Origin of the sequence: Ruegeria sp. HKCCD6428 (genome assembly GCF_013110595.1) — a bacterium.
GTDB lineage: Bacteria > Pseudomonadota > Alphaproteobacteria > Rhodobacterales > Rhodobacteraceae > Ruegeria.
The window spans coordinates 664,978-687,686 of the sequence record NZ_WVQX01000002.1 but is presented as its reverse complement, the minus strand read 5'-3'; the positions used below and the strand labels follow the sequence as shown (position 1 = coordinate 687,686).

At 56.2% G+C, this 22,709-nt stretch carries 15 protein-coding genes and 1 tRNA gene; 14 read left to right on the top strand and 2 right to left on the bottom strand.

Going from position 1 to position 22,709, the window contains the following annotated elements:
- The first annotated feature begins 145 nt into the window (after positions 1 to 145).
- Positions 146 to 1,324, top strand: a complete 1,179-nt coding sequence (locus GS620_RS08495) for an acyl-CoA dehydrogenase family protein (protein ID WP_171615223.1) — start codon at positions 146 to 148, stop codon at positions 1,322 to 1,324.
- 455 nt (positions 1,325 to 1,779) lie between these two features.
- On the opposite strand, the gene GS620_RS08490 is transcribed toward GS620_RS08495, so the two are convergent.
- Positions 1,780 to 1,864: transfer RNA gene (locus GS620_RS08490), tRNA-Leu, on the bottom strand.
- 832 nt (positions 1,865 to 2,696) lie between these two features.
- On the opposite strand from GS620_RS08490, the gene GS620_RS08485 reads away from it, so the two are divergent.
- From GS620_RS08485 to GS620_RS08425, 13 genes are all read left to right on the top strand, one after another.
- Positions 2,697 to 3,119: a hypothetical protein gene (locus GS620_RS08485; RefSeq protein WP_171230454.1), complete on the top strand. Its 423-nt coding sequence runs from the start codon at positions 2,697 to 2,699 to the stop codon at positions 3,117 to 3,119.
- 2 nt (positions 3,120 to 3,121) lie between these two features.
- Positions 3,122 to 5,134 carry a dynamin family protein gene (locus tag GS620_RS08480; protein WP_171615221.1) on the top strand — a complete coding sequence of 671 codons (2,013 nt, stop codon included), beginning with the start codon at positions 3,122 to 3,124 and terminating at the stop codon, positions 5,132 to 5,134.
- Between the two features lie 8 nt (positions 5,135 to 5,142).
- On the top strand, positions 5,143 to 6,894 hold the full coding sequence (locus GS620_RS08475) for a dynamin family protein (protein ID WP_171615219.1): 1,752 nt from the start codon (positions 5,143 to 5,145) through the stop codon (positions 6,892 to 6,894).
- Positions 6,895 to 6,976: 82 nt separating this feature from the next.
- Positions 6,977 to 7,348 carry a hypothetical protein gene (locus GS620_RS08470; protein ID WP_253283830.1) on the top strand — a complete coding sequence of 124 codons (372 nt, stop codon included), beginning with the start codon at positions 6,977 to 6,979 and terminating at the stop codon, positions 7,346 to 7,348.
- A gap of 23 nt (positions 7,349 to 7,371) precedes the next feature.
- On the top strand, positions 7,372 to 8,244 hold the full coding sequence (locus tag GS620_RS08465) for a hypothetical protein (protein WP_171615217.1): 873 nt from the start codon (positions 7,372 to 7,374) through the stop codon (positions 8,242 to 8,244).
- 68 nt (positions 8,245 to 8,312) lie between these two features.
- On the top strand, positions 8,313 to 10,355 hold the full coding sequence (locus GS620_RS08460; protein WP_171615215.1) for a dynamin family protein: 2,043 nt from the start codon (positions 8,313 to 8,315) through the stop codon (positions 10,353 to 10,355).
- A complete protein-coding gene (locus GS620_RS08455; RefSeq protein WP_171615213.1) occupies positions 10,352 to 11,638 on the top strand; it encodes a dynamin family protein in 1,287 nt (428 codons plus the stop codon). Before GS620_RS08460 ends, GS620_RS08455 begins: the two co-directional genes overlap by 4 nt.
- A 341-nt stretch (positions 11,639 to 11,979) precedes the next feature.
- Entirely contained in the window at positions 11,980 to 14,166 is a 2,187-nt protein-coding gene (locus GS620_RS08450) for a serine/threonine-protein kinase (RefSeq protein WP_171364335.1), read from the top strand.
- 201 nt (positions 14,167 to 14,367) lie between these two features.
- Positions 14,368 to 15,408 (top strand): FHA domain-containing protein, encoded by a 1,041-nt coding sequence (locus GS620_RS08445; protein ID WP_171364334.1) that lies wholly within the window; start codon positions 14,368 to 14,370, stop codon positions 15,406 to 15,408.
- Between the two features lie 3 nt (positions 15,409 to 15,411).
- Positions 15,412 to 16,194, top strand: coding sequence for a PP2C family serine/threonine-protein phosphatase (locus tag GS620_RS08440; protein ID WP_171615211.1), 783 nt, complete (start codon positions 15,412 to 15,414; stop codon positions 16,192 to 16,194).
- 21 nt (positions 16,195 to 16,215) lie between these two features.
- On the top strand, positions 16,216 to 17,478 hold the full coding sequence (locus GS620_RS08435; RefSeq protein ID WP_171119275.1) for a transporter substrate-binding domain-containing protein: 1,263 nt from the start codon (positions 16,216 to 16,218) through the stop codon (positions 17,476 to 17,478).
- A 44-nt stretch (positions 17,479 to 17,522) separates the two neighbouring features.
- On the top strand, positions 17,523 to 18,632 hold the full coding sequence (locus GS620_RS08430) for a LysM peptidoglycan-binding domain-containing protein (protein WP_171615209.1): 1,110 nt from the start codon (positions 17,523 to 17,525) through the stop codon (positions 18,630 to 18,632).
- Positions 18,633 to 18,898: 266 nt separating this feature from the next.
- Complete coding sequence (locus GS620_RS08425; RefSeq protein WP_371807874.1) at positions 18,899 to 19,861, top strand: glycosyltransferase family 2 protein; 963 nt, start codon at positions 18,899 to 18,901, stop codon at positions 19,859 to 19,861.
- Between the two features lie 575 nt (positions 19,862 to 20,436).
- Here the strand turns inward: GS620_RS08425 and GS620_RS08420 are convergent.
- Positions 20,437 to 22,650 carry an NADP-dependent isocitrate dehydrogenase gene (locus tag GS620_RS08420; protein ID WP_171615207.1) on the bottom strand — a complete coding sequence of 738 codons (2,214 nt, stop codon included), beginning with the start codon at positions 22,648 to 22,650 and terminating at the stop codon, positions 20,437 to 20,439.
- Positions 22,651 to 22,709 lie beyond the last annotated feature (59 nt).

The following is a 22,709-nucleotide window of genomic DNA, read 5'->3' as shown; positions in this document are numbered from 1 at the left end:
GTCCCCAGCGGGCAGGCTCGCTATATCTCTCTGTAGAAAAACGTTCTTATCGGAAGTTTTGCCCTCAAAAACTCATCATCCCGCTCATCCATGGCTTCCCGGTTGTGGCGCCATCTGAGAATGACCGTCGTGAAAGGATCCACCAATGTCAGACAAACTCGACACCATACTCCAAGCTGCACGCGACCACGCCGAGCAGGTGATCCTGCCCAATGTGGATGCCTGGAACGCCGCGAAGAAGTGGCCGCGCGATGCTTCGGACAAGGCCGGGGCCGCTGGTCTGACGGGGCTCTACGCCCCCGAAGAGTTTGGCGGGCAGGCCTTGCCGCTGGCAGAAGGCATACAGGTTTATGAACAACTGGGACGGGGCGATGGCGCATATGCCTTTGCGCTGTCGATGCACAACATCTGTACCTTCGCGGGCTGCGGCTATGGCGCGGATGCCTTCAAGGAAAAGTGGGCGCGGGACCTGACATCTGGTCGCAAGCTGGCGAACTTTGCACTGACCGAACCACAATCCGGATCGGACGCAACAAACATGTATTCACGCGCCGTGGTCAATGACGACGGCACATGGACGATCAGCGGCGCGAAGGCATGGGTCAGCCTCGCGACCGAGGCGGATATCTATTTCACTGTGGTCAAGACCAGCGACGCACCCGGCCACAAGGACATGGCGATGATCGCAATTCCCGCCGACGCACCGGGCCTCAGTTTTGGGCCGCTTTACGATACCCCGTCCTACAACTTCCTGCCCTTGGCCGAAATGTACATGGACAAGGTCGTGGTCGATGAAACCAACATCATCCTGCGCATTGGTCAGGGTCTTCAGGGCGCGCTCATGGCCATCGACATTGCCCGTGTTTCGATTGCCTCAGGATGCTGTGGATTGATGCAATCTGCGCTGGATACGGCGTTGTCCTATTCCAAGAACCGCAAGATGTTTGGCGGCAGGAACCTTGATCTGGACGGGATTCAGTGGATGCTGGGCGAGGTTGCAACCGACCTTGAAGCCTCAAAGCTTCTCTACCGAAAGGCGGCAGAATTCCTTGGCACGCCCGAAGGCCCCTTGATGGCGGCCCATGCAAAAAGGTTCGTGCCCGATGCTGCCGTGAAAGCTGCGAACACCTGTACGCAGGCCCTGGGTGGTGCGGGTCTGTTGCAGCCCTACGGTCTGGATCGTTTGTCCCGCCTTGCGCAAATGCTGCGGATCGTGGACGGGACGACGGAAATCAGCCGTGTGGTCATCGGGCGGGCCTTGCAAAAACGTGCGGCAACTCTGCCTGATCTGCCGGTACCGAAAGGTTTTGGTGAGACCGACTGAATGTCCCGCACCGGTTCGATCGGCGCCAATCTGAGATTCTGCGCAGACATCAGCAAGATCAAAAGGCCGGCCGCATTATTGCGGCTAGTTGCCTGAATGGTTGACCGTGGTGCTAACTCGCCATGAACAAGGTCGCGCAAAGCGTATGAAGCTTTGCTTTCTGACGGCACTGACATGTGGGACGGTGACCAGCGAAGGGCAGGGGCACGGGGGTTGAGAACATCAAAAATCCCGACCACTCAATCGAGCCCGAAACAAGCCAATCGCGATTGCGGAACATTGCAATCTGACGAACCCGGGATCTGCCAAAGCAGATATGCTCCATTGGGCATTGCAGTATCCCAGTCAATTGGGTCCACCGATATGTTTGGAAAACGAAGGGCTTGAAGGTGCCCACAATCTCTGAAGACGGGCGTATTCACAACACGTATAATGATGATTATGGTAAATTTATTTGGTGCGGGTGGAGGGACTTGAACCCCCACGCCTTGCGGCGCCAGAACCTAAATCTGGTGCGTCTACCAATTTCGCCACACCCGCAACCAAGCGCGTTTGCGCTGGAATGAAGCGGTCAATAACAAAGCTTGCATCGGAGTGCGAGAGGGAAAATTCGAGGAATACAAAGTTTGTGACTTGCCGGGCTGCCTCGTTGAGAATTGCAACCTGTTCCGGTCTTGTTGATACCGCAAGCAACACAACGGCCGAGAAACCAGAGGCATCTGACTCCCACCTTCAACCAGTTTGAGAGTACCTATATGAAGCTGCTTTACGGCTTTTGGTTCACATGTTGACGCCTGGTACAATCAAGTCGTCAAAAAACGCGCTAACGTTGAATAGACGCCAACACTTCAAGTCGGAACTTGTGGCGCCAGACTTGGTGGAGAATCAAGGCACAACGGGCCAGAGTTGATGCAGTCTGACCCGCAAAACTGCCTCAGACTGTGCTGCTGGAACTGCCTGGGCATTTGGTTCCATCCTCCAGATCCGGTGTTTTCAGAAAAGCAGCGAAACATAAATATTTGTTTTTATTCAGAAGTATGAAGCTAAAAGATTTTCGACCTCCAAATCACTCGAATGCACCTGAGAAGACGTCGCCTTTGCCTCATTTGGCTGCGCCTACTATGCACGCATACAAGCTTGCCGGACGTTTCTCGGTATGATCTGCCGCATCGAAATACTCGCATCGGTTGAGGCATTCTTATGAGAGATCGACCACATTGCCGCCACAATTCAACCGCTAAAAAATCTTATTCGCGCCAAAATAACACCGCCTTGAAGGTACTTGTTGTTTATCAGGAGTTAATGAGTCTTTTTGCCACTTTGGCGCCTGTACGAGTTTTTTTTGCTCAACTCCAATACAAGGCTTTCTGCTGTGACCGATTTGAATCCCTCCGCTGCCGCCGAGCAAGAAGCTGTCTTCTTCGCTCGTGAGAGTTTCCTTGGTGAGCTCAAGACTCTGAATCGCGACCACCCGACCACAGGCTTTGGTATTTCCCTTCGAACGCATTCCGGTGAACATTACCTGCTTGCGAACGCACGCATGCCGCTGCCAGCTGCAAAATCCGAAGGTTTCCCAACCGGGCGCCGCGTTGCTTGCCTCGAGAACGGCGACCGCTTCAGCTCGATCGAAGTTCTGGCCGACTCCAAATCGTTCGAGACCATTTCACCTCGGGCCGAGGCCGAAATACTGGGCAACGCATTGGACCTGATCGCGCGGATCGACACTCTGACAAGCGTTCCGGCGGGGCGTGTCGCGCACGCACCCGAAATTGCTGCAACGGGAACCGGAGGTTAAGCATGGCGCGCAACGATCACCTTTTGTCTGTGGGCAACGAAGCACTGGCACCGATGACGGCAACCATGGCTTCCCTGACGGCTCAGATTGATCAACTGACTGAGGTGGCTGATGCGCGCTCCTCGGCACGGCTGGCGACCCTCAAGACCCGGATGGAAAATTTTACCGCCAGCGTCACGATGGTGGGCCAGGTCAAGGCCGGAAAATCCTCGATCGTCAATATTCTTGCCGGGCGCCCTGGCCTGCTTCCGTCAGACGTCAACCCGTGGACGTCGGTGGTTACGACCCTGAACATCAACACGCGCCCGCCCGGTGATACAAAGGCCAAGTTCACGTTTTTCGAGCAGGAAGAATGGGACAACCTGATGGTCGGCGGCGGTCGTCTCGGTGAATTGGCCAATCGCGCCGGCGCAGATGACGAGATGGAAGACATCCGCCGCCAGATCGCCGAGATGAAGGCCAAGTCAGAGGAACGTCTTGGCAAACATTTCGACCTGATCCTGGGCCAAAGTCATCAGTATGATCATTTCGATGAGGAACTGATTCAGCGCTATGTCTGCCTGGGCGATGAAGATGATCCCGATATTGATCCAAAAACGGGCCGGTTTGCTGATGTTACCAAATCAGCCGAGCTGTATATGGACATTCCGCAATACCCCATCGCGCTGAAAGTGTGCGACACACCCGGTGTGAACGATACGTTCATGGTGCGTGAACAAATCACTCTGCGCAGCCTGCGCGGATCCGAAGTCTGCGTTGTGGTGTTGGCGGCAAGCCAAGCCCTGACGACCATGGACATGGCTCTGATGCGCATTATCGCGCAGTTCGAGAACCGGCAGATCATCCTGTTCGTCAACCGGATCGACGAGCTGTCCGATCCCGTGAACCAGGTTCCAGAGATCCGTGACCGCATTCAGGACACGCTGAAACAAAACAATATCGACACGAATACCAGCGTCGTGTTTGGCAGCGCATTATGGGCCGAAGCGGCGTTGACCGGGAACCCGGATATTCTGACAGAAGAGTCGCGCCAGGCTTTGAACACGTTCTACCTGGCCGCCGGCTTCGGTGATCAGGCGGCCTCGCTCGACAAAATCTGGGCGCTGTCCGGTCTGCCCGATCTGCTGCTGGCCATGAATGAGCGCATTGCAGAAGGTGCCGGAGCGCGCCTGATGGACCGCGTCCGCCATCGGGCGAGAAACATTGCCAGTCAGATCCGCGCGACTGCGGTTGCCAAGAATCTGTCCGAAGGCGAAGGCGTTGCACGGGATCTCGACGGCGTATCGCCCGAAGAGGCGATAAACACGGTTTCAGCCGAATACGAAAAGAAAGCCGCCGAGTTGACAAATGCGCTGCGCGACAAAGTGTTGGAGCGTCTGAAGTCAGCCGAGGACAATTTCGTCAAACGCGCAACGGACTCTCTGATCGCGCATCTTGAAAAAAATGGCGAACAAGGCACGTGGCAATACGATCCCGCGGGTTTGCGGACGTTGCAAAAGGCTGCCTATTTCAGTTTCGCCCGCGCCATGCGAAAGGATGCAGGGGCGTTGTACGCAACCGCTGCTGCGGACGTCGAAGCGCTTTATCATAAGATACTCGGCAACCATCTGGGCGAATTCAGCATCGAAGCGCCCATTGTTCCCCGTGTTCCGCCGCCTCTCGGCATCGGCCGGACGATCGCACTGGACTTGCAAAGCACCTGGTGGCGACGTTGGTGGCAACGCCGAAAGGGGTTTGAGGCATATGCGGCGGATTACACGCGGTTGATCGCGTCCGAGGCAAACTCGATCACCAAGGATATCGAGGAAAACCAGATCGCGGCGGTTCTGGAAAACGTCCGTGCGATCCTGACGGATTTCCTGCGCGAGCAGAAGGAAACACTGCTGAGCATCTCGTCTTCTGCCGACAAGAACCCGGGTCAGACTGCGGCGGCGATGGCGGGCTTGCAGCCACAGAAATCCAAGGACGAGATTCTGGGTGACATACTGAAAGATCTAAGCAACGAAGCGGCATAAGTAGAAAAATGGCAAAAGATACACAAACACGCTTTGTTTCTCCGAAGGCATGGGAACGCATCGAGCAGTGGTCCCGTCGCAAACCGGTTTTCGCCCTGATGGGCGAGTTCAGCGCCGGTAAATCCACGTTGATGAACTTTTTGCTGCGAACGCAAACCTTGCCGACGCAGGTGACGGCAACCCAGTTGCCACCGGTCTGGTTTAGTTGGGGCAATCAGGCGCCCTATATCAAACGCCATGACGGAAGCACTGAACTGATCGAGCTGGATCAGCTTGAAACCGTTGGCGTCAATGATGCACAGTTCATCCGCATCTTCCTTGAGGCCGATATTCTGGAAGCTGTCGACCTGATCGACACACCCGGCATTTCGGACCCCAAGATCTCGACGGATGTGTGGCAACGCGCGGTGGGTCAGGCAAACGGCGTTTTGTGGTGTACCCACGCGACACAAGCCTGGCGCGAAACCGAACGCGCGACATGGGTTTCCCTACCCGAGAGGTTGCAACACAACTCTTTGCTTTTGGTGACGCGGGCAGATGCCCTGAGCCTCAAAGACCGTCAAAAAGTACTGCGCCGCGTTAACCGCGAAGCTGGTCACCTGTTCAATCGGTCCATTCTGTTCTCGGCCCGCGACGCAATCACTGCCCGGGACAAGACAGGCGATGCCGAGATGTGGTCGCGCAGCGGCGGAGGCAAGATGATCGACAGTTTCCTGGAGATCACAGAACAGATTATGGACAACCGTGCCGATCAGCTGGCTCGATACCAGATCGACAAGAGCCAGGCCGACGCACCCAAAGTCAAACCTTTGCGACCTGCCCGTTCATCAAACGAGCCGACAGCCAGAGACGAAGCCGCACCCTTGAGGTTGGTGAACCCATTGGAGGCCGCCGGGCAATCGAACGCTGTAGGCGAAACAGTTGTAACCAGCTTCCCGGTACGACCTGCCCGGGTCGAGCGGCGCTCGGATGAGGCCGAGCGGGTTCGGATCGATGCGGAAGAGGCTGAACGGCTGCGCGCAGAGATGACGGCAGAGCCGGTTCCGCTGCCCGTTGAACCCGACACAAGCGATGATCTGCGTTCCTTTTTCAAGGACACCTCGAACGACCCGCTGGAATTGACGAATGTCGCGGGCCTTGAGGATGACGAAGACGAATTCGAGCTGTCCGTTGACGCCGATCTGGAGGACGCATTGGATGACGACACGGGCGCTCCGGATGATGCTGAAATCAGCCCCGCGCCTCTTGCGGCTGTTGACAATTCCGATGATGTGCTTGCCTCGCTGAACACTTCGATGCAAGAGACCCAGATCGTGCCGGATGGCGAAGAAGAGGAATCCGAGCAGGCCGATTTGGCTGAAGATCGCGGCATAGAAGTTTCTGTATCCTCGATTACGGCATTGATGGCCGCGCAAACCGGCAACACTGCGGATGAGTATGAGCCGGAACCCGAAACCAGCGGTTTGATCGAAGCGGCCACCACCGAACAGGTTGACGCAGTTGAAAGAAGCGTTGCCACGCTGAGTGGCCTGCCCGAAGTTGCGGTCGGATCGCCTCTCAGCGCGTCGGATATGTGGCAGGAGGTTTCGAGAAATGAAGACCTGCCGCAAGATGCAGAAGGGCTGAAGAATGTATTCAAGGCCTTTCTGGCCGAGTTTGATCAGATCGCCATTGAACACAACGAAAGGCAAAACAAAGAGGCACTTCGATCCATTCCGAAAGCCAAAGAAAATAGCGGCGCTGAATGGCATGTGTTGTAAGGGTATCCGAATCGAGCTAGTGAGAAACTAATAAATGAAAACAATGGATTAGATGTCTATTCAAACCGCACTGAACTCCGCCATGGAAACGATACCCGACTGTATAGCAGCCGGGTATATCGACATGGAGACAGGGATGCTTTTGGGCAGCTCTGTTTCAGATCCCGACTGCGCGGATTCGTTGGATGTTTTGGCGGTGGCTGTGGCCAATCTGTTTCAGGGGCGCGGGGTTGCAGCCTTTGAAGCGCTCTTGCGTCAGGCTGGCAGTGCAGACGAAGAAAGCGCTGGCTTTGGGGAAGTCGCCGTTTTTTCCAAGGACAGGCTAAACATCTTTCTGCGGACCAAGGAATATCCTGATCATGTGGTCTGCTATATCTGCCGCAACAGTGCGAATGTCGGACTGGCGCTTACCAAATCACATCTCAGTCTGGGGCCGGTTGCGGCTGCGGTTTGAACGGGACCAGAGGGGGTCACGGCATGATGGACACGGACATTCTCGACCTGCTTGAAGATATCAGGCGGACCTCGGTCGCACGGCTGTCTCCGACCGTGAGGATCGCAGGAGAAACAGCGGCCGCGCGCCGTTCTGCGGTATTGCGGGCAATCCGTGGCACAGTATTGCCGCGCCGGTTGGAATTCACCGCCGCAAACGGGGATTGTCTGGCAATCGAGGTGAACAGCTCCCGGATCACCGATGTCTTCAAGGTACCGTCAGGTGAGGTTCCGGACTTTGAAACGGAATCACGCGCCGAACTGATCGAGAAGCTGGCTGGATTGGTGTCGGAGATCTCCGCATCGCCTGCCCCGCTTGAGTTGACGTCGGGCAGACCGGACACAGCGCTTGAAGTGGATGAGGTAGGTATCACGTTCAGCGAAATCGAGAAAGCCTGCGCCGCCATCGAGCTTCCGTCCGAGCCAATTGTTTCCGTCGTCCCGAGTGCTGAGAAACCTGTTGATGACTCTCTGCCCGCCGAGGCAACACCCGATGCAGCGGAAACATTTGCCCAACGTTTTTTTGAAGCGTCGAGCCGCTTCGCCTCGGGTCGTGTGTTTGTGGACAGTTCGGACGAAGCCGCACCTCTTTTGGAAGGCGTTTGCAAGCCATCTGAGCCGATGCATCCCGACCAGGACACGCTGGCCCGTTTTGTGGCTGATCTTGCCGGCTGGGATGGCGACTCTCAGCAAGAGAGTGAAGACCCGCAACTGATTGTCATGCGGCCATCGGGCGGGAAAGGGGCCGGTCTGGCCGTTTTGAGTGACGGTGGTCAGATCGCGGTCGCCATCCACGAAGCCCGCAAACTGGGGGCGGTCGTCAACCTGTGGACCTCTTTGCAGGAGGCCGAAAAATGATTGCCTCCGTTGAATTCAAATTTTCGACTACTTCAATCTGTTTTTTATTGTAACCAGGGTAATGAGTAATGAGTGAAACACATCGCCGCGAACTTATTCGCATAGCAGAAGAAATGAACGGGGCAACCAATGATGAAACGCGCCAGTTCATTTCGCGCATCATTGGTGATCTTAGCAATCTGAAACCGTCAATTGCGTTTGTCGGGCAAATCAAGGCTGGAAAATCGCGTCTGATCAACGGCTTCACCGGTCAGGCAGAGTACTTGCCTTCGGATGTAAACCCCTGGACAACTGTTATCACCGATATGCATTTCGGCCATCCGTCCGGCCGGACGCAAGGTGCCGAATTCCATTTCTTCGACAATTACCAATGGCAATCGCTGATCGCCGAAGGTGAAGAACTGCGCAACATGTTTCCCGATGACGAGGACAGCTATAAGCGCGAGATGATCGAAGAACAGGTCGAGGCCATGAAGGTCCGGGCGCGTCGACGTCTGGGTGACAGCTATGAACAACTGCTGGGCCAACAGCACGATCTGGACGAACTGACGTCAGATGACCTGGCCAGATATGTCTGTGCCGGGGATGATCCGTCCGAAGACGGGGTTTTGGATCCGGGCAGTGATCGCGGGCTTTACAGCGACATCACCCGCAAGGCCGAGGTCTTTTTTGACCTGGGCCATTTTCCGTTTCCGCTGACGGTCACCGACACGCCCGGCGTGAATGATCCCCTGCTGATCCGCGAAGAAATTTCACGACAGTATCTGAAGGAATCCGATTTCTTTGTGGTGGTTCTGTCCGCGCATCAGGCATTGTCGCGCGCGGATCTGAAATTGTTCCGGTTGATGCAAGCGCTGGAACTTGGGCAGATCGTCGTCTTCATCAACCGTGTGGACGAATTGGGCGGCGGCGCCGAAGACGCGGCCAAGGTTCGTCTGGATGTATTGGACGGGTTGGAAAAGGCGCTCGGCAACTCGAACATCGATGTCCTGATGGGCAGTGCGCAATGGGCGCATTATGCTCTGACCGGTGATGAAACCGGAGTGAACCACGACCACGTTCTGGCATGGCTGCGCGCCCACCCGGAACAGATGCAGCAATACCTCAACGGTGTGGCCGAGATCAAACAAGGCCCGGGACCGATCAGCCGCGAAGCGGTTCTGCGCTTTGCCGCAATGATCGCGTCGGGCCTGCCCGATCTGCGCCGTCATGTCACTCAGGCTTTGACGGACGGACCGATCAACGAACAGTTGCGGATGGCCTGGCAACATCTCGACAGCTTCGCACGCGGGGAGCTTGAGCGATCTCAGGTTCGTTTGCGGGCGCTGCAAGATGAAGACGGCTCGGATGTTCGAAATGCCGATGAAAGCGACAAGACACTTGGCGACCTACGCAAGTTGATTGCTGAAAAAACGCAGGAGATCACGCGTGACATGGATGATGTCCTGTCGAATCTGCGCGGGGTCATGGATGACACTGTCTCGGAATCGGTGGCTATCGTTGTGCGCGGGCCGGACGGCCAGTCGCCTCTGCTGGCAAAAGGCGGAGAGACCGAGCTCAATTTTACGCCATTGCGCGAGCGTATGCGTGAACTGGTACAGGGGGCGTCGCAAGTTGTTCGGCAGCGCATGCTCAGCGAGCTTTACGCGATCGACATGCATTGCAATGCCGCCTTGCGGGCATTGCCGGGATGGCAAGAACCGGTCGACAATCGCATGAACACCAGTGCTGTACGTTGGTTCCGGCCGGACACCACCGCCCTGACCCGTGGCATTACCGTTGAATTGCGTGTAAACTGGTTGTCGCGTCTGATCTCGCGCAATAGCGTTGTGGCGCGTGCAGAACGGCTGATCGTGCAGGAGTTCGAACTGATCGGGGATGACCTGATCGACACGACCCGCGACGATCTGTTGGAACGGCTGAATACGGTTCTGGACCACTATATGGCCCTTCTGGCCGGTCATCTTGAACACCGTTCCAACTCAGGAGAGCTGAACGCCCAGGCGGAAGCGCAAGGTGCATTCGACAAGGCGCGTCGCATTGCAGCCGAATTGGAGACGGTTTTTGGAACACCCGATGCGGATGAAAGACAAGCAGAGGCTGCGGAATGATTGAATTTCCCGGAACTGAAAAGGAAGTACGCCAACTGGAGCGCTTCCTGACCGCAACTGAAAACCTGACGCCTGACGAGGCGTTGGAGGATATGCGTGCGCGGGCTCTGTCCCACGCTGAACGTCTGTCAAACGCTGTCAATATCGGTTTCGCCGGGGAATTCGGCGCAGGCAAGTCAAGTCTGGCGAACATGCTGGCTGGTGCGGACATTCTGCCAACCGGCCCGCAGCATCTGAAATTGCCGCTGGTGATCGTCGCCTACGCGGATGCGCCCGAAACGACTGTCGGTTGGTGGAACAGGGAACCAAAGACCTATTCCGGCATAGTGCTGGAAAAAGCGGCCGAGGAACAGCCCGATTTCATATCGGTCGGCATCAATACACCGGCTCTCAAGGAAATATCACTGTTTGATCTTCCGGGCTCGGGTGCTCTGGATGATACCTACCAGCCGACTTTGGATCTGCTGAAATTCGTCGATTGTGCCATCTGGTGCACAAATGGAACCAATGCCTGGCGCGAGACCGAGCGCCACTTGTGGTCTCAGGTACCCCCCGAACTGAGGGCCAACAGCCTGCTTGCCGTAACACATGCCGATCTGCCACCTGTGCAGGGTGCCCTGGACCGCGTCCTTGCGCGCCTGAACAAAGAAAAAGAAGGAATGTTCCGCGCCGTTGTCCCAATTGGTACGCCGGTCGCCGTGCGTGCCATGGCGCAAGAGCCCGAGCCCGACTTTGCGCTTTGGGAAACCTGCGGCGGGCAGAACCTTGCGGAACACGTGCTGGAAGCGGCATCCGACCGGCGCCGCGGCGATCTTGAGGCTGCGCGGAAAGATCTGCAGCAGGACTTCCTGCCCTATCTTGAGGCGCTGAAGGGCGCAGAGCCAGAACCTGTTTCGAATGATACCGCATCAATGCATTCAACGCTTGGGTCTGCCCTGCCCCCGTTGAACAATCCCATTCTCGAGGACTGGCTGGCCGCAATAGCAAGCATCTATGAAGATTTACGTGAAACCTCTGACATCGAACCGGCCGCGTTTCTGAACAGCTGTCAGGAGATCGTCGAAGATTTTGCGGAACGGCTGGAACAAGGTGGCGAAATCGACCCCGAAGCTGATTGGATTCCCGCAGAATTCGAAAAGGCGACAGACTTGCTTTTGTTGCTGCAATTCGAAAGCGGGGACGCGCCATTGAAGGACGCAATCAGCATTCTGGCGCAGCTGGGCGACAACCTTGCCTGGGCTGGCAGCACGGTCGCAGCGGCGCAACCGAAAACCGGAACCTGACGCTTTCCCGTCCAGATTGAGCTGCATTGCAGCGATTCGAAGGGCCGAGGAATCGGCCCTTTATTGTTTCGAATTCGTGGACCAACACGCTTGATTTCGGGTTTAAGTTTTCAATCAGCTTATATTCAATGTCTGTATTTTGTGCGGTAGATGTCATTGGGCACAACATATGCCATCATACGAAAAACGATCCATAGTGAAGCCATCAGGCGGCCCCAATAAAGTCAAATTTGAAACGTCTAACCGTTCTCAAGTGTCCTGCGGTTGTTTTTGGTTGTGAGTTCGTGGGCTGTCGGCCCGGTTTTTCTAAGCCGCAAAATGAATAGAACGGGCGGATTGAAATGAGCCACAACCAGGCTGTCGGCGCGACGCACGACGAACCGAAAATTGAAGGATTGCAGCCAGGCGCAAAGCTGTTGCGCGGGCAGTATGAAATCCTGCGCTATCTCAGCAACGGCGGATTTGGGATCACTTACCTGGCGCGCGACAGCCTGGAGCGCGACGTCGTGATCAAAGAGTGCTTCCCCGGAGCGCTGTGCCGCCGCAACGGTGATCTGGTCGAACCAAACGACCCGTCCTTCAAGGACGACCTGCGCTCGATCATTGACCTCTTTATTCAGGAGGCACGCAATCATGCGCGTCTGGTACATCCCAATATCGTAGATGTGCATCAGGTGTTCGAAGACAATGACACCGCATATATCGCAATGGACCTCATCCGTGGGTGCGACCTGCTGGATTACGTGGAAAACCCGGAGAATGACGGCGGCCCTGATTTCATCGTTCAGGTCACCGAAAAAATGCTGTCCGCGGTGTCTTTCATTCACCAGAGCGGCATGTTGCATCGGGACATTTCGCCGGACAACATTCTGATTGATGAAAACGGAGACCCCGTCCTGATCGATTTTGGCGCCGCACGTGAGCAAGCGGCGAACAAATCGGCAGCATTGCTGACCCTGCGCGTGATCAAGGATGGATACTCTCCGCACGAATTCTATGTCCGGGGCGCGGATCAAGGGCCCAGCAGCGACCTATATGTTCTGGCCGCCACGCTTTATCACGCGATCAGCGGTGAACGCCCCATCGACGGCCAGAGCCGCCTGAACGCGTTCAACAACGGGCAGGATGACCCCTACACGCCATTGACCGGTCGTTTCGAAGGATACCCAGACGGGTTCCTCGAGGCGATTGACAAGGCGATGGAAGTTCACGCCACGGATCGTCTTCAATCTGCATTGGATTGGTTGCGCATGTTCCGTGGCCCCGGCGTCATGTTCGACACATTCGCCTATCGGCCCGTGTCCGTGATTGTCGGCATGGATCGCAAAGATAAAGAGGAAGAAAAGGCCCGGATCAAGGCCGAAAGCGAGAACGCCGAAGCCGTAGTTACGGCCCTGCTGGCCGGAAACTCGGACATCGTTCTTGGCAACGAAGACAAAAAAGATGTCGATCTTACCAAAATCTCTAAGAAAGAGGAAACCCCGGTCGCTGTCGATACAGTGGTTCAGAGCGGGTCCGGCGGCAGCGGCAAGCTGATTGCAGGCGCGGCTGTTGTTGCAGTTGCTTTGGCCGCGGGTGGTTTCTTTGTGATGTCCGGCGACAAGGCGGAAGACCAGGCAGAAACACCTGTCGCGCAGCCCACGGCAGACATACAATCCGCTGAGACAGAGGCGCCCGTTACAGAGCCTTCTGTCACAGAGGCCACCGATCCCGAACCCGAAGTGGCCATTGCACCCGAACCCAAACCGGAAGAGCCTGTCGAGCAGGCACAATCAGTACCTGCGGAGCCAGCTGCCACAGAAACAGCCTCCGCAGACACTGAACGTTCCGAAGTTCCGGCACAGTCGGAAGAAGCGTCTGATATTGCAGCAGTGTCTGAGATCGAGACACCTGCGACTGATGCAATTGCCAACGCCGGAGTTCCGGCGGAACAGCAGGTGGCGTTTGCGCATTGGGATGTCGATATCCCCTTCCAGACATCCCGCCGCCGCGGCTCGACCGGAGCCACCATTGCAGTTACGGGGGTGGACGCCAATCAGGACATGAGCGTGATCGGCGATTGGGTACAGCGTGGCGCTGTCATCTATACCCTGAATGGCAGCCCAGTCCGTCAGGATGTTCCTTTTGCGGCGCAGGTTCTGGATAACCTGAAGGTTGACGCCGATGGGTACACAAGGGTTGCTGCCCGCTATCGCCCGCTGGGTCAGACCCGGGCGCAAAATGGTCTGTTGGCCCTTCCCGCCATACGATCCGTTGGTTTGGAAAATGGTTACACCTTTACCGTTAGCGCCGAAGGTAATAGCGGATGGCAAACCACGGTGAACGCAGTTCCGGCTGACGCGGCAGGAAGCCTGCAAAAAGACGATGTCCTGCTGAATGAAAGCCATTCCGGCATCACATTTGACGGCTCGGAAAGCCTTGATGAGATGCTGGCCGCACTCGTTTCAAGCGAGCAGCCTGAGGCAAATCTGACAGTGTTGCGCAATGGGGCCGAGACGGCCGCAATCATGCAGCTTGCACAGGAGTAATCTGACCGGTTCAAAAGTGATCTGCCAGTGTGTGTTTGCTGAGGGTGGTATCAAGGTTTGCCACCCTGGCGGGAACCGGCCCGCCGCAGAATGTACCAGTTCCCATGGGTATCCATTGAGTGGCTCTGCGCTGACGTGCAGGGAACAGTAGCAGCTTACGACGCGGCTTATCTGCGTCACTAACTTGAAGGTGTCGACACCATGTTCAAATACAAAAGCCCTCTGAGCCGGCTTCTCGAAGGTGCCGGCAAATCCAAAGAAGAAGACGTTGCCGAGAAACCGGCCGCAGTAGACGGCGCCGTAAGCGAAGAAGAAAAGCAGGAACCCATTGCGGATTTCAACGCACTGCGCGCCGCATTGGCCGGTGGAAACATGACATCCGAATCCTATGAGGAAACGGATGAACTGATCCCCGAAGAAAAGATGCCCGAGTTCGACGAGGCCGAGCCGGAGGCAGTGACCGAACCCGAGGTGTCGATCTTCGCCGAAGACAGTTCGGAAGAAGAAGACCACCTGGAAGAGGACGACGCTCCGAAAAACGTTCTGGGGGAAGAGCATGTCGAAGAACTGGTTGAGGTTGAGCAGGTTGTCACCTTGCATGTGACGGAAACACCCGCCGAGACTTCGCCAGAGGAAGCAACGGCCGAGGTCGTGTCCGAACCTACCGAGCCAGAAGTCGGCGAGGTTGAGGTTGCCGAAGCTCCGGCCCCAGAAGCAAAGCAGGTCGAAGAGACCGCTGAGCCGGTGATTGAGCAGGTTGCACCAGCCCCCGCCCCGGTCGAGGATCGCCGTTCACGGGTCAAGACGACATTTCTGGGATTTGAGCGCGCCGATACGCATGTTCAGGACCTGATCGAATCCTCCGAACCCGTAGCGAAAGCAGAAGCGGCGCAAGAGACATTCCCGGTGGGCTGGCTGGTCGTAACAGCCGGTCCGGGACGAGGTTCAAGCATTACGCTCACCGAGGGCCTGATGCAAATCGGACGCAACGATGACCAGGCCATTCAGTTGGATTTTGGCGATACCGGCATTTCGCGCTCGAACCACGCAGTCATCGCCTATGACCCCGAAGACCGGAAGTGTTACTTGGGCCATGGCGGCAAGGCCAATCTTGTACGTCTGAACGGCAAACCTGTTCTCAGCACCGTGGCCCTGTCCAGCGGAGACCTGATCCGCATCAGCGAAACCTCGATCCGGTTCATGGCCTTCTGTGACGACGGTTTTGATTGGCGGGATTCCTGATTGATGCTGGCAACTCCGGCATATGATGTTGCGCTGATCCTGAACCAGGGTCAGCGGGAAACGCAGGAAGACGCGATTGCGGCCCGCATGTTTGACGCGTCGGACGCGGGTTATGTTGTGATTGCGGACGGTATGGGTGGCCATGAGGCGGGTGAAATAGCTTCAGAAATGATTGTGGCCGCATGGCGCGACGCGCTGGACGCAGAACTTGAGGCAGAAACACTGAACGAAGGATCCGCGATAGATGCGCTTCCGTTGGCCGCCATGCAAGCCAATGCCGCGATCGCCAACTACACCGAGGCCCGGGGCCAAGGGTTCAACATGGGATCGACCATGTTGGGTGTCCTTCTTCTGGGGCGGCGTGTGTTCTGGATTTCGATCGGCGACAGCCCTCTTTACCTGTTTCGAGATGGAGCGTTGACGCAGGTCAACGAAGACCACTCGATGGCACCCGTGATTGCGTCGAAAGTGGCTTCTGGCGAGATCACCGAAGCGGTGGCCCGGGAAATGGACCGCAATCAATTGACGTCCGTGGTTACGGGCGGGGCCATTCCCAAAGTGGATTGCCCGGAAGATCCATTGATCGTGTCGCCCGCCGATGTCCTGATCCTTGGGAGTGATGGGTTGCAGTATATCAGCGACACCGAAATTCAGGCCATTCTGCGGGATAATCAACAGGGGCTGGCACAAGACATTGCCGAAGCATTGCTGAGGGCCGTGCAGGCCAAGGGTGACCCGGATCAGGACAATCTTTCTATCGCAGTGGCGAAACTTACAAGAACCTAAACAGGCAAAGCAACAGGACCCATGAAAAAGCACTTACTCATATCAAGCCTTGCCCTTGCTGCCGCCACGGGCGCGGCATCTGCGCAAGAGGCGTGTTCAAGTTATGAAATTCAACGCGGCGATAGCTTACGGGAATTGGCAATCGAAGTGTATGCGACCGAAGACTTTCGGATCATTTTCGACGCGAACCGGGATGTTATCGGTTCCAACCCCAATATTATCCGCGTCGGCGACGTTCTGGAGCTGCCCTGTCTGGAAGATGTCGGGCGCGCTCCGGTGCTGGCTGATACCGAGGCAGAGCGGCTGGCTGCGGAAATGGCGGCTGAACTGGTAAAAGCCGCAGAAGAACGCGCTGAAAAAGCTGTGGCCGAAGCAGAAGCACGTGTTGCCGCAGCGGAAGCCGAGGCAAAGAAAGCAAGTGAAGAGGCGGTCGTTGCAGCACGGGCTGCTGCCAAGGAAGAGATCGAAGCCGCCCGCGCCGAAGCTGCCGCTTTGATCCGGAATGCCGGAACGGGTGAACGGCCCGAGATTCGGGATCGTCAATTGCTGTTGATCACCGGTGGGAACTACGCTCCGTTCACCGATGAATCTCTGCCCAATCGGGGGCTCTATACCCATCTGGTTGAGACAGCGATGTTTCGTGCCGCTCCCGAACAGGCCTACAAGATTCAGTTCGTCAATGACTGGTCATCCCATCTGGACCTGTTGATGCCGACGCTTGCATTTGACGCCACCTTCCCCTGGTCGCGTCCCAATTGCGAAGAGGCCGTTGCGCTGTCGGAAGATGATCGCAACCGGTGCGAGACCTACAATTTCTCAAACCCGTTCTACGAGGTTGTGGATACGTTCTTCGCCCGGGAAGGTTCCGGCTATGAAGAGACATTAACCTATGCCGACTTTGCCGGTGCAACGATTTGCCGGCCGGAAGGTTGGTCCCTGTCTCACATGGACGCGGTAAGCCTGTACGAACCGGTCATCAAACTTCTGCGCCCAACGTCACCGGATGATTGCTTTCACGCTCTGATGGAAGGCACCGCAGATATCGTCGCCATCGAAGCACATCTGGCAGCCGAGGCAATAGATCGGCTTGGGTACAAGCACCGGATTATCGAAAACCCCAACCTTGCGGCCATCAAGTCGCTTAACGTCATGACCCACAAAGATAATCCTGATGGGGAAGCGATCCTTGAGACGCTGAATCAGGGTCTGGCAATCATGCAGCAATCAGGCGAATGGCGCGACATCGTGTCAACCGCCCTGCGTCATCAAATGGAAAATGGATAAGGCCCCGATCTGGCCTGACAAACTAAAGTCTGGAGGAAGTGGACATGTTTAACGAGAAGATAAAGAAGGTAGCGCTTTCAGCAACCGCAATCACCGCGATGAGTGCGGGCGCCGCTGCGGCGCAGGAAGCTTGTACCAACTATACCGTCCAAGACGGCGACACCATGGCGACCATTGCAATCGCAGCCTACGGTACGTCGAACTATCAGCCGATCTTCAACGCGAACCGGAACGAAATCACCAACCCCAACGCTCTGGAGCCAGGTCTGGTTCTGGCCCTTCCCTGTGAAGACGGCAGCCTGCCCAATGGTCAGAGCGCGCAGGAAATCATCGCAGCTGAAGAACAACGTGCAGCCAGCGTCAAACGTTCGAGCGTCTACCAGCCGCCGATCAAGCTGGTGACCGGCAATGGCTGGGCACCTTTCGCAGATGAATCGCTGAACGGTGGCGGAGCAATCACCCGTCTGGGCACCACGGCTTTGCAGCGTGGCGGCAACGCGCGCGACTATTCCGTAAGCTTCGTGGATGATTGGAACTCGCACCTGGAAACTCTTCTGCCTCTTGGCGCCTTTGACGTGTCCATGGCGTGGAACATGCCGGATTGCACCAACCGCACTTACGAATGGTCCTGGGAAACCGAGGTGCGCTGCACACAGTTCGATTCATCTGTTCCGGTCTACGACATTGTCGTCGGGTTCTACACCATTCCGGAAAGCCAATATGCGAATGCGACAACCTTTGAAGAACTGAAGGACGCCACCATCTGCCGTATGGATGGCTGGTTCATCCATGATCTGGAACAGGAAGGTCTGCACAATGGTGAAACCATTACGCTGATGCAGCCGATCACCGCACGTGAATGCCTGGACGCGGTCCTTACCGGCACCGCAGATGTTGCAACTTTTGAAGTTCAGCTGTTCTCGGACACAATGGTTGAAATGGGACTGAACCAGAACGACCTGGTTGAGAACCCGTACGTGACCTCGCTTTCCTCGCTGCGCTTTATCAGCCACCGCAGCAATCCGTTCGGCAAGCAATACCTGGCGATGTTGAACAAAGGCCTGAACGAGATGCGCGAAACCGGGGAATGGTATGCGATCGTCTCCGACACGCTGCGCGAGCACAACGAAAAACTGATGGCAGCGTCGAACTGATCCCTCGGTTCAGCTGAAACTTTGGGGCCGGTTCTTCAATCGGCCCCTTTTTTGTCAGCGTTAAACACGAGGTTTTTCAGAATGACAAATTTTGGCCTCTTATCTGCTTCATAACAGCCTCAAATGCGCAGCACCTTCTAACCCCAAGCACGATCATCATTCAATTGATGCCAATGAAAGAGCGTGATTTTCATATGATACAGGGCGCCTTCAATATTCAGAATAACTCACCGTCGTCCGCGACCAGATCGGATTTGGACGTTGCAGTGATCTTGCCCTGCTACAACGAGGCCGTTGCCATAGGTGAAACCGTTCGGCAATTCCGTGCGGCCCTGCCCGACGCAACGATTTACGTATATGACAACAATTCCACCGACGACTCCGTCAAGGTCGCGCTTGAGGCAGGCGCCCTAGTCTATTCCGAAACATATCAGGGCAAAGGCAACGTGGTCCGTCGTATGTTTGCCGACGTTGACGCGGATGTCTACGTTATGGCTGACGGGGATGCGACCTATGACAGCGCGGCGGCGCCGGAATTGATCGACCTGCTCGTTTCGCAGAATCTGGATATGGTCAACGGCGCCCGTGTGAATGAAGAAACCGAAGCCTATCGGCGGGGCCACAAATTTGGCAACGCGTTGTTCAGTTGGCTTGTGAAATTCTTCTTCAACAGCAAAATCAACGACCTGCTTTCGGGTTACCGCGTTTTCAGCAGACGCTTTGTCAAAAGCTTCCCCGCAGTATCAAACGGGTTCGAGATTGAAACAGAGCTGACAGTTCACGCGATGCAGATGCGCATGCCAATCGGTGAAGTTCAAACAAGATATTCGTCACGCCTGCCGGATTCGAACTCCAAGCTGGCAACGTTTTCCGACGGATGGCGGATTCTCAAAATGATCGGCTTGTTGATCAAGGATGAAAAGCCCGTTGCGTTTTTCCTGTCATTGGCCGTGTTGATGTTTTTGCCTTCGCTCTTTGTGTTTGTATCCGTATTCCGGGAATTTTTGGAAACAGGGCTTGTCGATAGAATTCCGTCTGTCGTCGTCGCAGTATCCGGTTTTGTTGCGACAATGCTGTCCATCGTCTGCGCTTTGATTCTGGAATCTCTGGCTCTTGCCCGGAGGGAAGCACGTCGTCTGTCATATTTGCAGCACAAAGGTGTCGCGGCGTCAGGCGTTGACCAAATCAAGCCATCGCTTGTCGAGGCTCAAACCCGTCGATTTGGCTGATCAAAACCATCCCCCAGTTTCCTGCCGGGCAAAAGGGCGGCCTGTTCGCGCGTAAGCGCCTGAACACGCTGGATTGTTCAAGGATTTGGCGAACCAGATACGCAAATGGCCAGCACCCCAAATGCTGGCCATTTTTCTGAGTGAGTGATATAGCCCTAAGGCCTCACCAGTGAAATTCTTTGTCCCCAAATACCTATCGCGGACTGAAAATCGGCGCTATTGGGGGAATCCCGTAAATCTTAAATTTTTTCCAAAAATCAGGATCTTTCGATCCTTGCTGACCGCCTTGTTCGCAGTTTCGGGAAAGCGATCGAAATTTGCGCCTGGCGAGCGGACGGCCAAGCGCTGAAATCCAAAGTGGTGCGCAGATGCTTCCCGGGCACACTTTGCGCAAGCCGTTCATAGAACCTGACAAGGTAGGTTTTAACGGCGCAGCAACAGCAAGCAACAGATCGTCAGGCGCAAGGTTCGGGGCGGGTCTTTTGGCAATCCCGCGTTCCATGAAAAGAACCGCGCAAAGGCGGTCCCTTCGTGTTTTGATGTCGGACGAAACTCGCCCGCCTGTTCGACGGCGATCAGCCGATGATTGCGTTCAGCGTAGCGCTGGGGCGCATCACAGCGGCGGTTTTGACCGGGTCAGTGTGATAGTATCCGCCCAAATCCACCGACGGTCCTTGGACTGCGGCCAGTTCCGACAAGATCTGCTCTTCTTTGTCTGCCAGCGCTTTTGCAAGTGGTGCCATTTCAGCTGCCAGATCGGCATCGTCAGATTGGGCAGCCAAGGCTTCGGCCCAGTAGCGCGCGAACCAGTAGTGGCTGTCGCGGTTGTCCGGTTCGCCGACTTTTCGACTTGGCGACCGGTTGTTGTCTAGAATGCCCTGAGTAGCGGCCTCTGCCGCAGCGCCAAGAACACCTGCCTTCGCGTTTCCTTTGGCGTCGGCCAGGAAGTTCAGGGATTCCCCAAGCGCGCAGAATTCGCCCATCGAATCCCAGCGCAGGTGATTTTCCTCGACCAATTGCTGCACGTGTTTCGGTGCCGAGCCCCCTGCCCCGGTTTCGAACAGGCCGCCGCCATTCATAAGCTTGACGATCGACAGCATCTTGGCAGAGGTGCCCAGTTCAAGGATCGGGAACAGGTCGGTCAGATAGTCACGCAGCACGTTGCCGGTGATGGCGATGCTGTCCTTTCCGGCGGTGATGGTTTCCAGCGTCTGGCGCGTTGCCTCGCGCGGGGCCATGATCTGGAACTTGTCAGCCACGCCCGCGGCCTCGAGCGCCGGTTCCACGTATTTGATCAGCTCGGCGTCATGGGCGCGGTTCGCATCCAGCCAGAAGATCGCCTCGGATCCGGTCAGGCGCTGACGGTCCATCGCCAGTTGGATCCAGTTCTCGATCGGCGCCTTCTTGACGGTGCAGGCCCGCCAGATGTCACCCTTTTCGACCTCGTGCGAATGCAAGGTCTCACCATTGGCAAGAACGATGCGCATTGTGCCGTCGGCGGGTGCCTCGAAGGTGGTCGGGTGGCTGCCGTATTCCTCGGCCTTCTGCGCCATAAGGCCAACGTTTGCGACCGCACCAGCAGTGGCCGGGTTCAATGCACCGTTGGCTTTGAAGAACTTGATGCTTTCATCATAAACAGTTGCATAGCACCGGTCGGGGATGACGCAATTAGTATCACCCTTGGCACCGGTCTCATCCCAACCCTTGCCGCCCGCGCGGATCACCGCTGGCATCGAAGCATCAATGATCACATCGGAAGGAACATGCAGGTTGGTAATGCCCTTGTCGCTATCCACCATATACATGGATGGACGATCAGCCTTGATCGCGTTTATTGCGGCGACGATCTCGGCATTGTTTTGAACCCGCTCAAGCAAGTCGCCAAGACCCGAATTCGGATTCACACCCAGCGCATCCAGTTCCGCACCGAATTTTTCGAAAACCGGCGCCAACCAGGCCTTGACCGCATAGCCAAAGATGATCGGGTCCGAGACCTTCATCATCGTGGCCTTCAGGTGCAACGAGAACATTGTGCCGTCTTTCTTGGTGTCCTCGATGGCCTCTGCAAGGAAGGATGACAGTGCTTTGACCGACATGAAGGTCGCATCAGCCACGGTGCCTTCTTCCAGCGGCCACGCGTCCTTCAGGACAGTCACACTGCCGTCTTTGCCGACAAACTCGATCCTTGCATCGCCTGCCTGGGCAGCGGTGATGGTGGCCGATTTCTCATTGGCGTAAAAATCGTTGCCCGACATGGACGAGACTTTGGTTTTGCTGTCCGAGGTCCATTCGCCCATGGAATGCGGGTTGTTGCGGGCATAGTTTTTGACAGCCCGCGCCGCACGGCGGTCACTGTTACCTTCACGCAGAACCGGGTTCACGGCCGAGCCTTTGATGGCATCATAACGCGCACGGATCGCCTTTTCTTCGTCGGTCGAAGGTTCTTCGGGATAGGCCGGGATATCATAGCCTTGCGACTGCAACTCTTCTATGGCGGCCACCAGTTGCGGAACCGATGCCGAGATGTTCGGCAGCTTGATCACATTGGCGTCCGGGGTCTTTACCAGCTCACCCAATGCCGCCAGATCGTCCGAGACGCGCTGCTCATCCGTCAGGTTCTCGGGGAAGGCTGCCAGAATGCGCCCGGCCAGTGAAATGTCCTTGGTGCCCACGCTGACGCCAGCAGCCGAAGCGAACTTGCGAATGATGGGCAGGAACGAGGCGCTGGCCAGTTCGGGCGCTTCGTCTACAATGGTATACAATATGTCGAAGTTCGATTTATCTGCCATATTCTTTTACCTTTTTAAGCCTTTCGGGGCGTGCGATCCAAGAGTTGAAGCCACTTCAG

Coding starts and splice junctions, on each gene's coding strand:
- GS620_RS08495 (WP_171615223.1), top strand. CDS start 146: ATGTCAGACAAACTCGACACCATACTCCAAGCTGCACGCGACCACGCC.
- GS620_RS08480 (WP_171615221.1), top strand. CDS start 3,122: ATGGCGCGCAACGATCACCTTTTGTCTGTGGGCAACGAAGCACTGGCA.
- GS620_RS08475 (WP_171615219.1), top strand. CDS start 5,143: ATGGCAAAAGATACACAAACACGCTTTGTTTCTCCGAAGGCATGGGAA.
- GS620_RS08470 (WP_253283830.1), top strand. CDS start 6,977: ATGGAAACGATACCCGACTGTATAGCAGCCGGGTATATCGACATGGAG.
- GS620_RS08465 (WP_171615217.1), top strand. CDS start 7,372: ATGATGGACACGGACATTCTCGACCTGCTTGAAGATATCAGGCGGACC.
- GS620_RS08460 (WP_171615215.1), top strand. CDS start 8,313: ATGAGTGAAACACATCGCCGCGAACTTATTCGCATAGCAGAAGAAATG.
- GS620_RS08455 (WP_171615213.1), top strand. CDS start 10,352: ATGATTGAATTTCCCGGAACTGAAAAGGAAGTACGCCAACTGGAGCGC.
- GS620_RS08450 (WP_171364335.1), top strand. CDS start 11,980: ATGAGCCACAACCAGGCTGTCGGCGCGACGCACGACGAACCGAAAATT.
- GS620_RS08445 (WP_171364334.1), top strand. CDS start 14,368: ATGTTCAAATACAAAAGCCCTCTGAGCCGGCTTCTCGAAGGTGCCGGC.
- GS620_RS08440 (WP_171615211.1), top strand. CDS start 15,412: ATGCTGGCAACTCCGGCATATGATGTTGCGCTGATCCTGAACCAGGGT.
- GS620_RS08435 (WP_171119275.1), top strand. CDS start 16,216: ATGAAAAAGCACTTACTCATATCAAGCCTTGCCCTTGCTGCCGCCACG.
- GS620_RS08430 (WP_171615209.1), top strand. CDS start 17,523: ATGTTTAACGAGAAGATAAAGAAGGTAGCGCTTTCAGCAACCGCAATC.
- GS620_RS08420 (WP_171615207.1), bottom strand. CDS start 22,650: ATGGCAGATAAATCGAACTTCGACATATTGTATACCATTGTAGACGAA.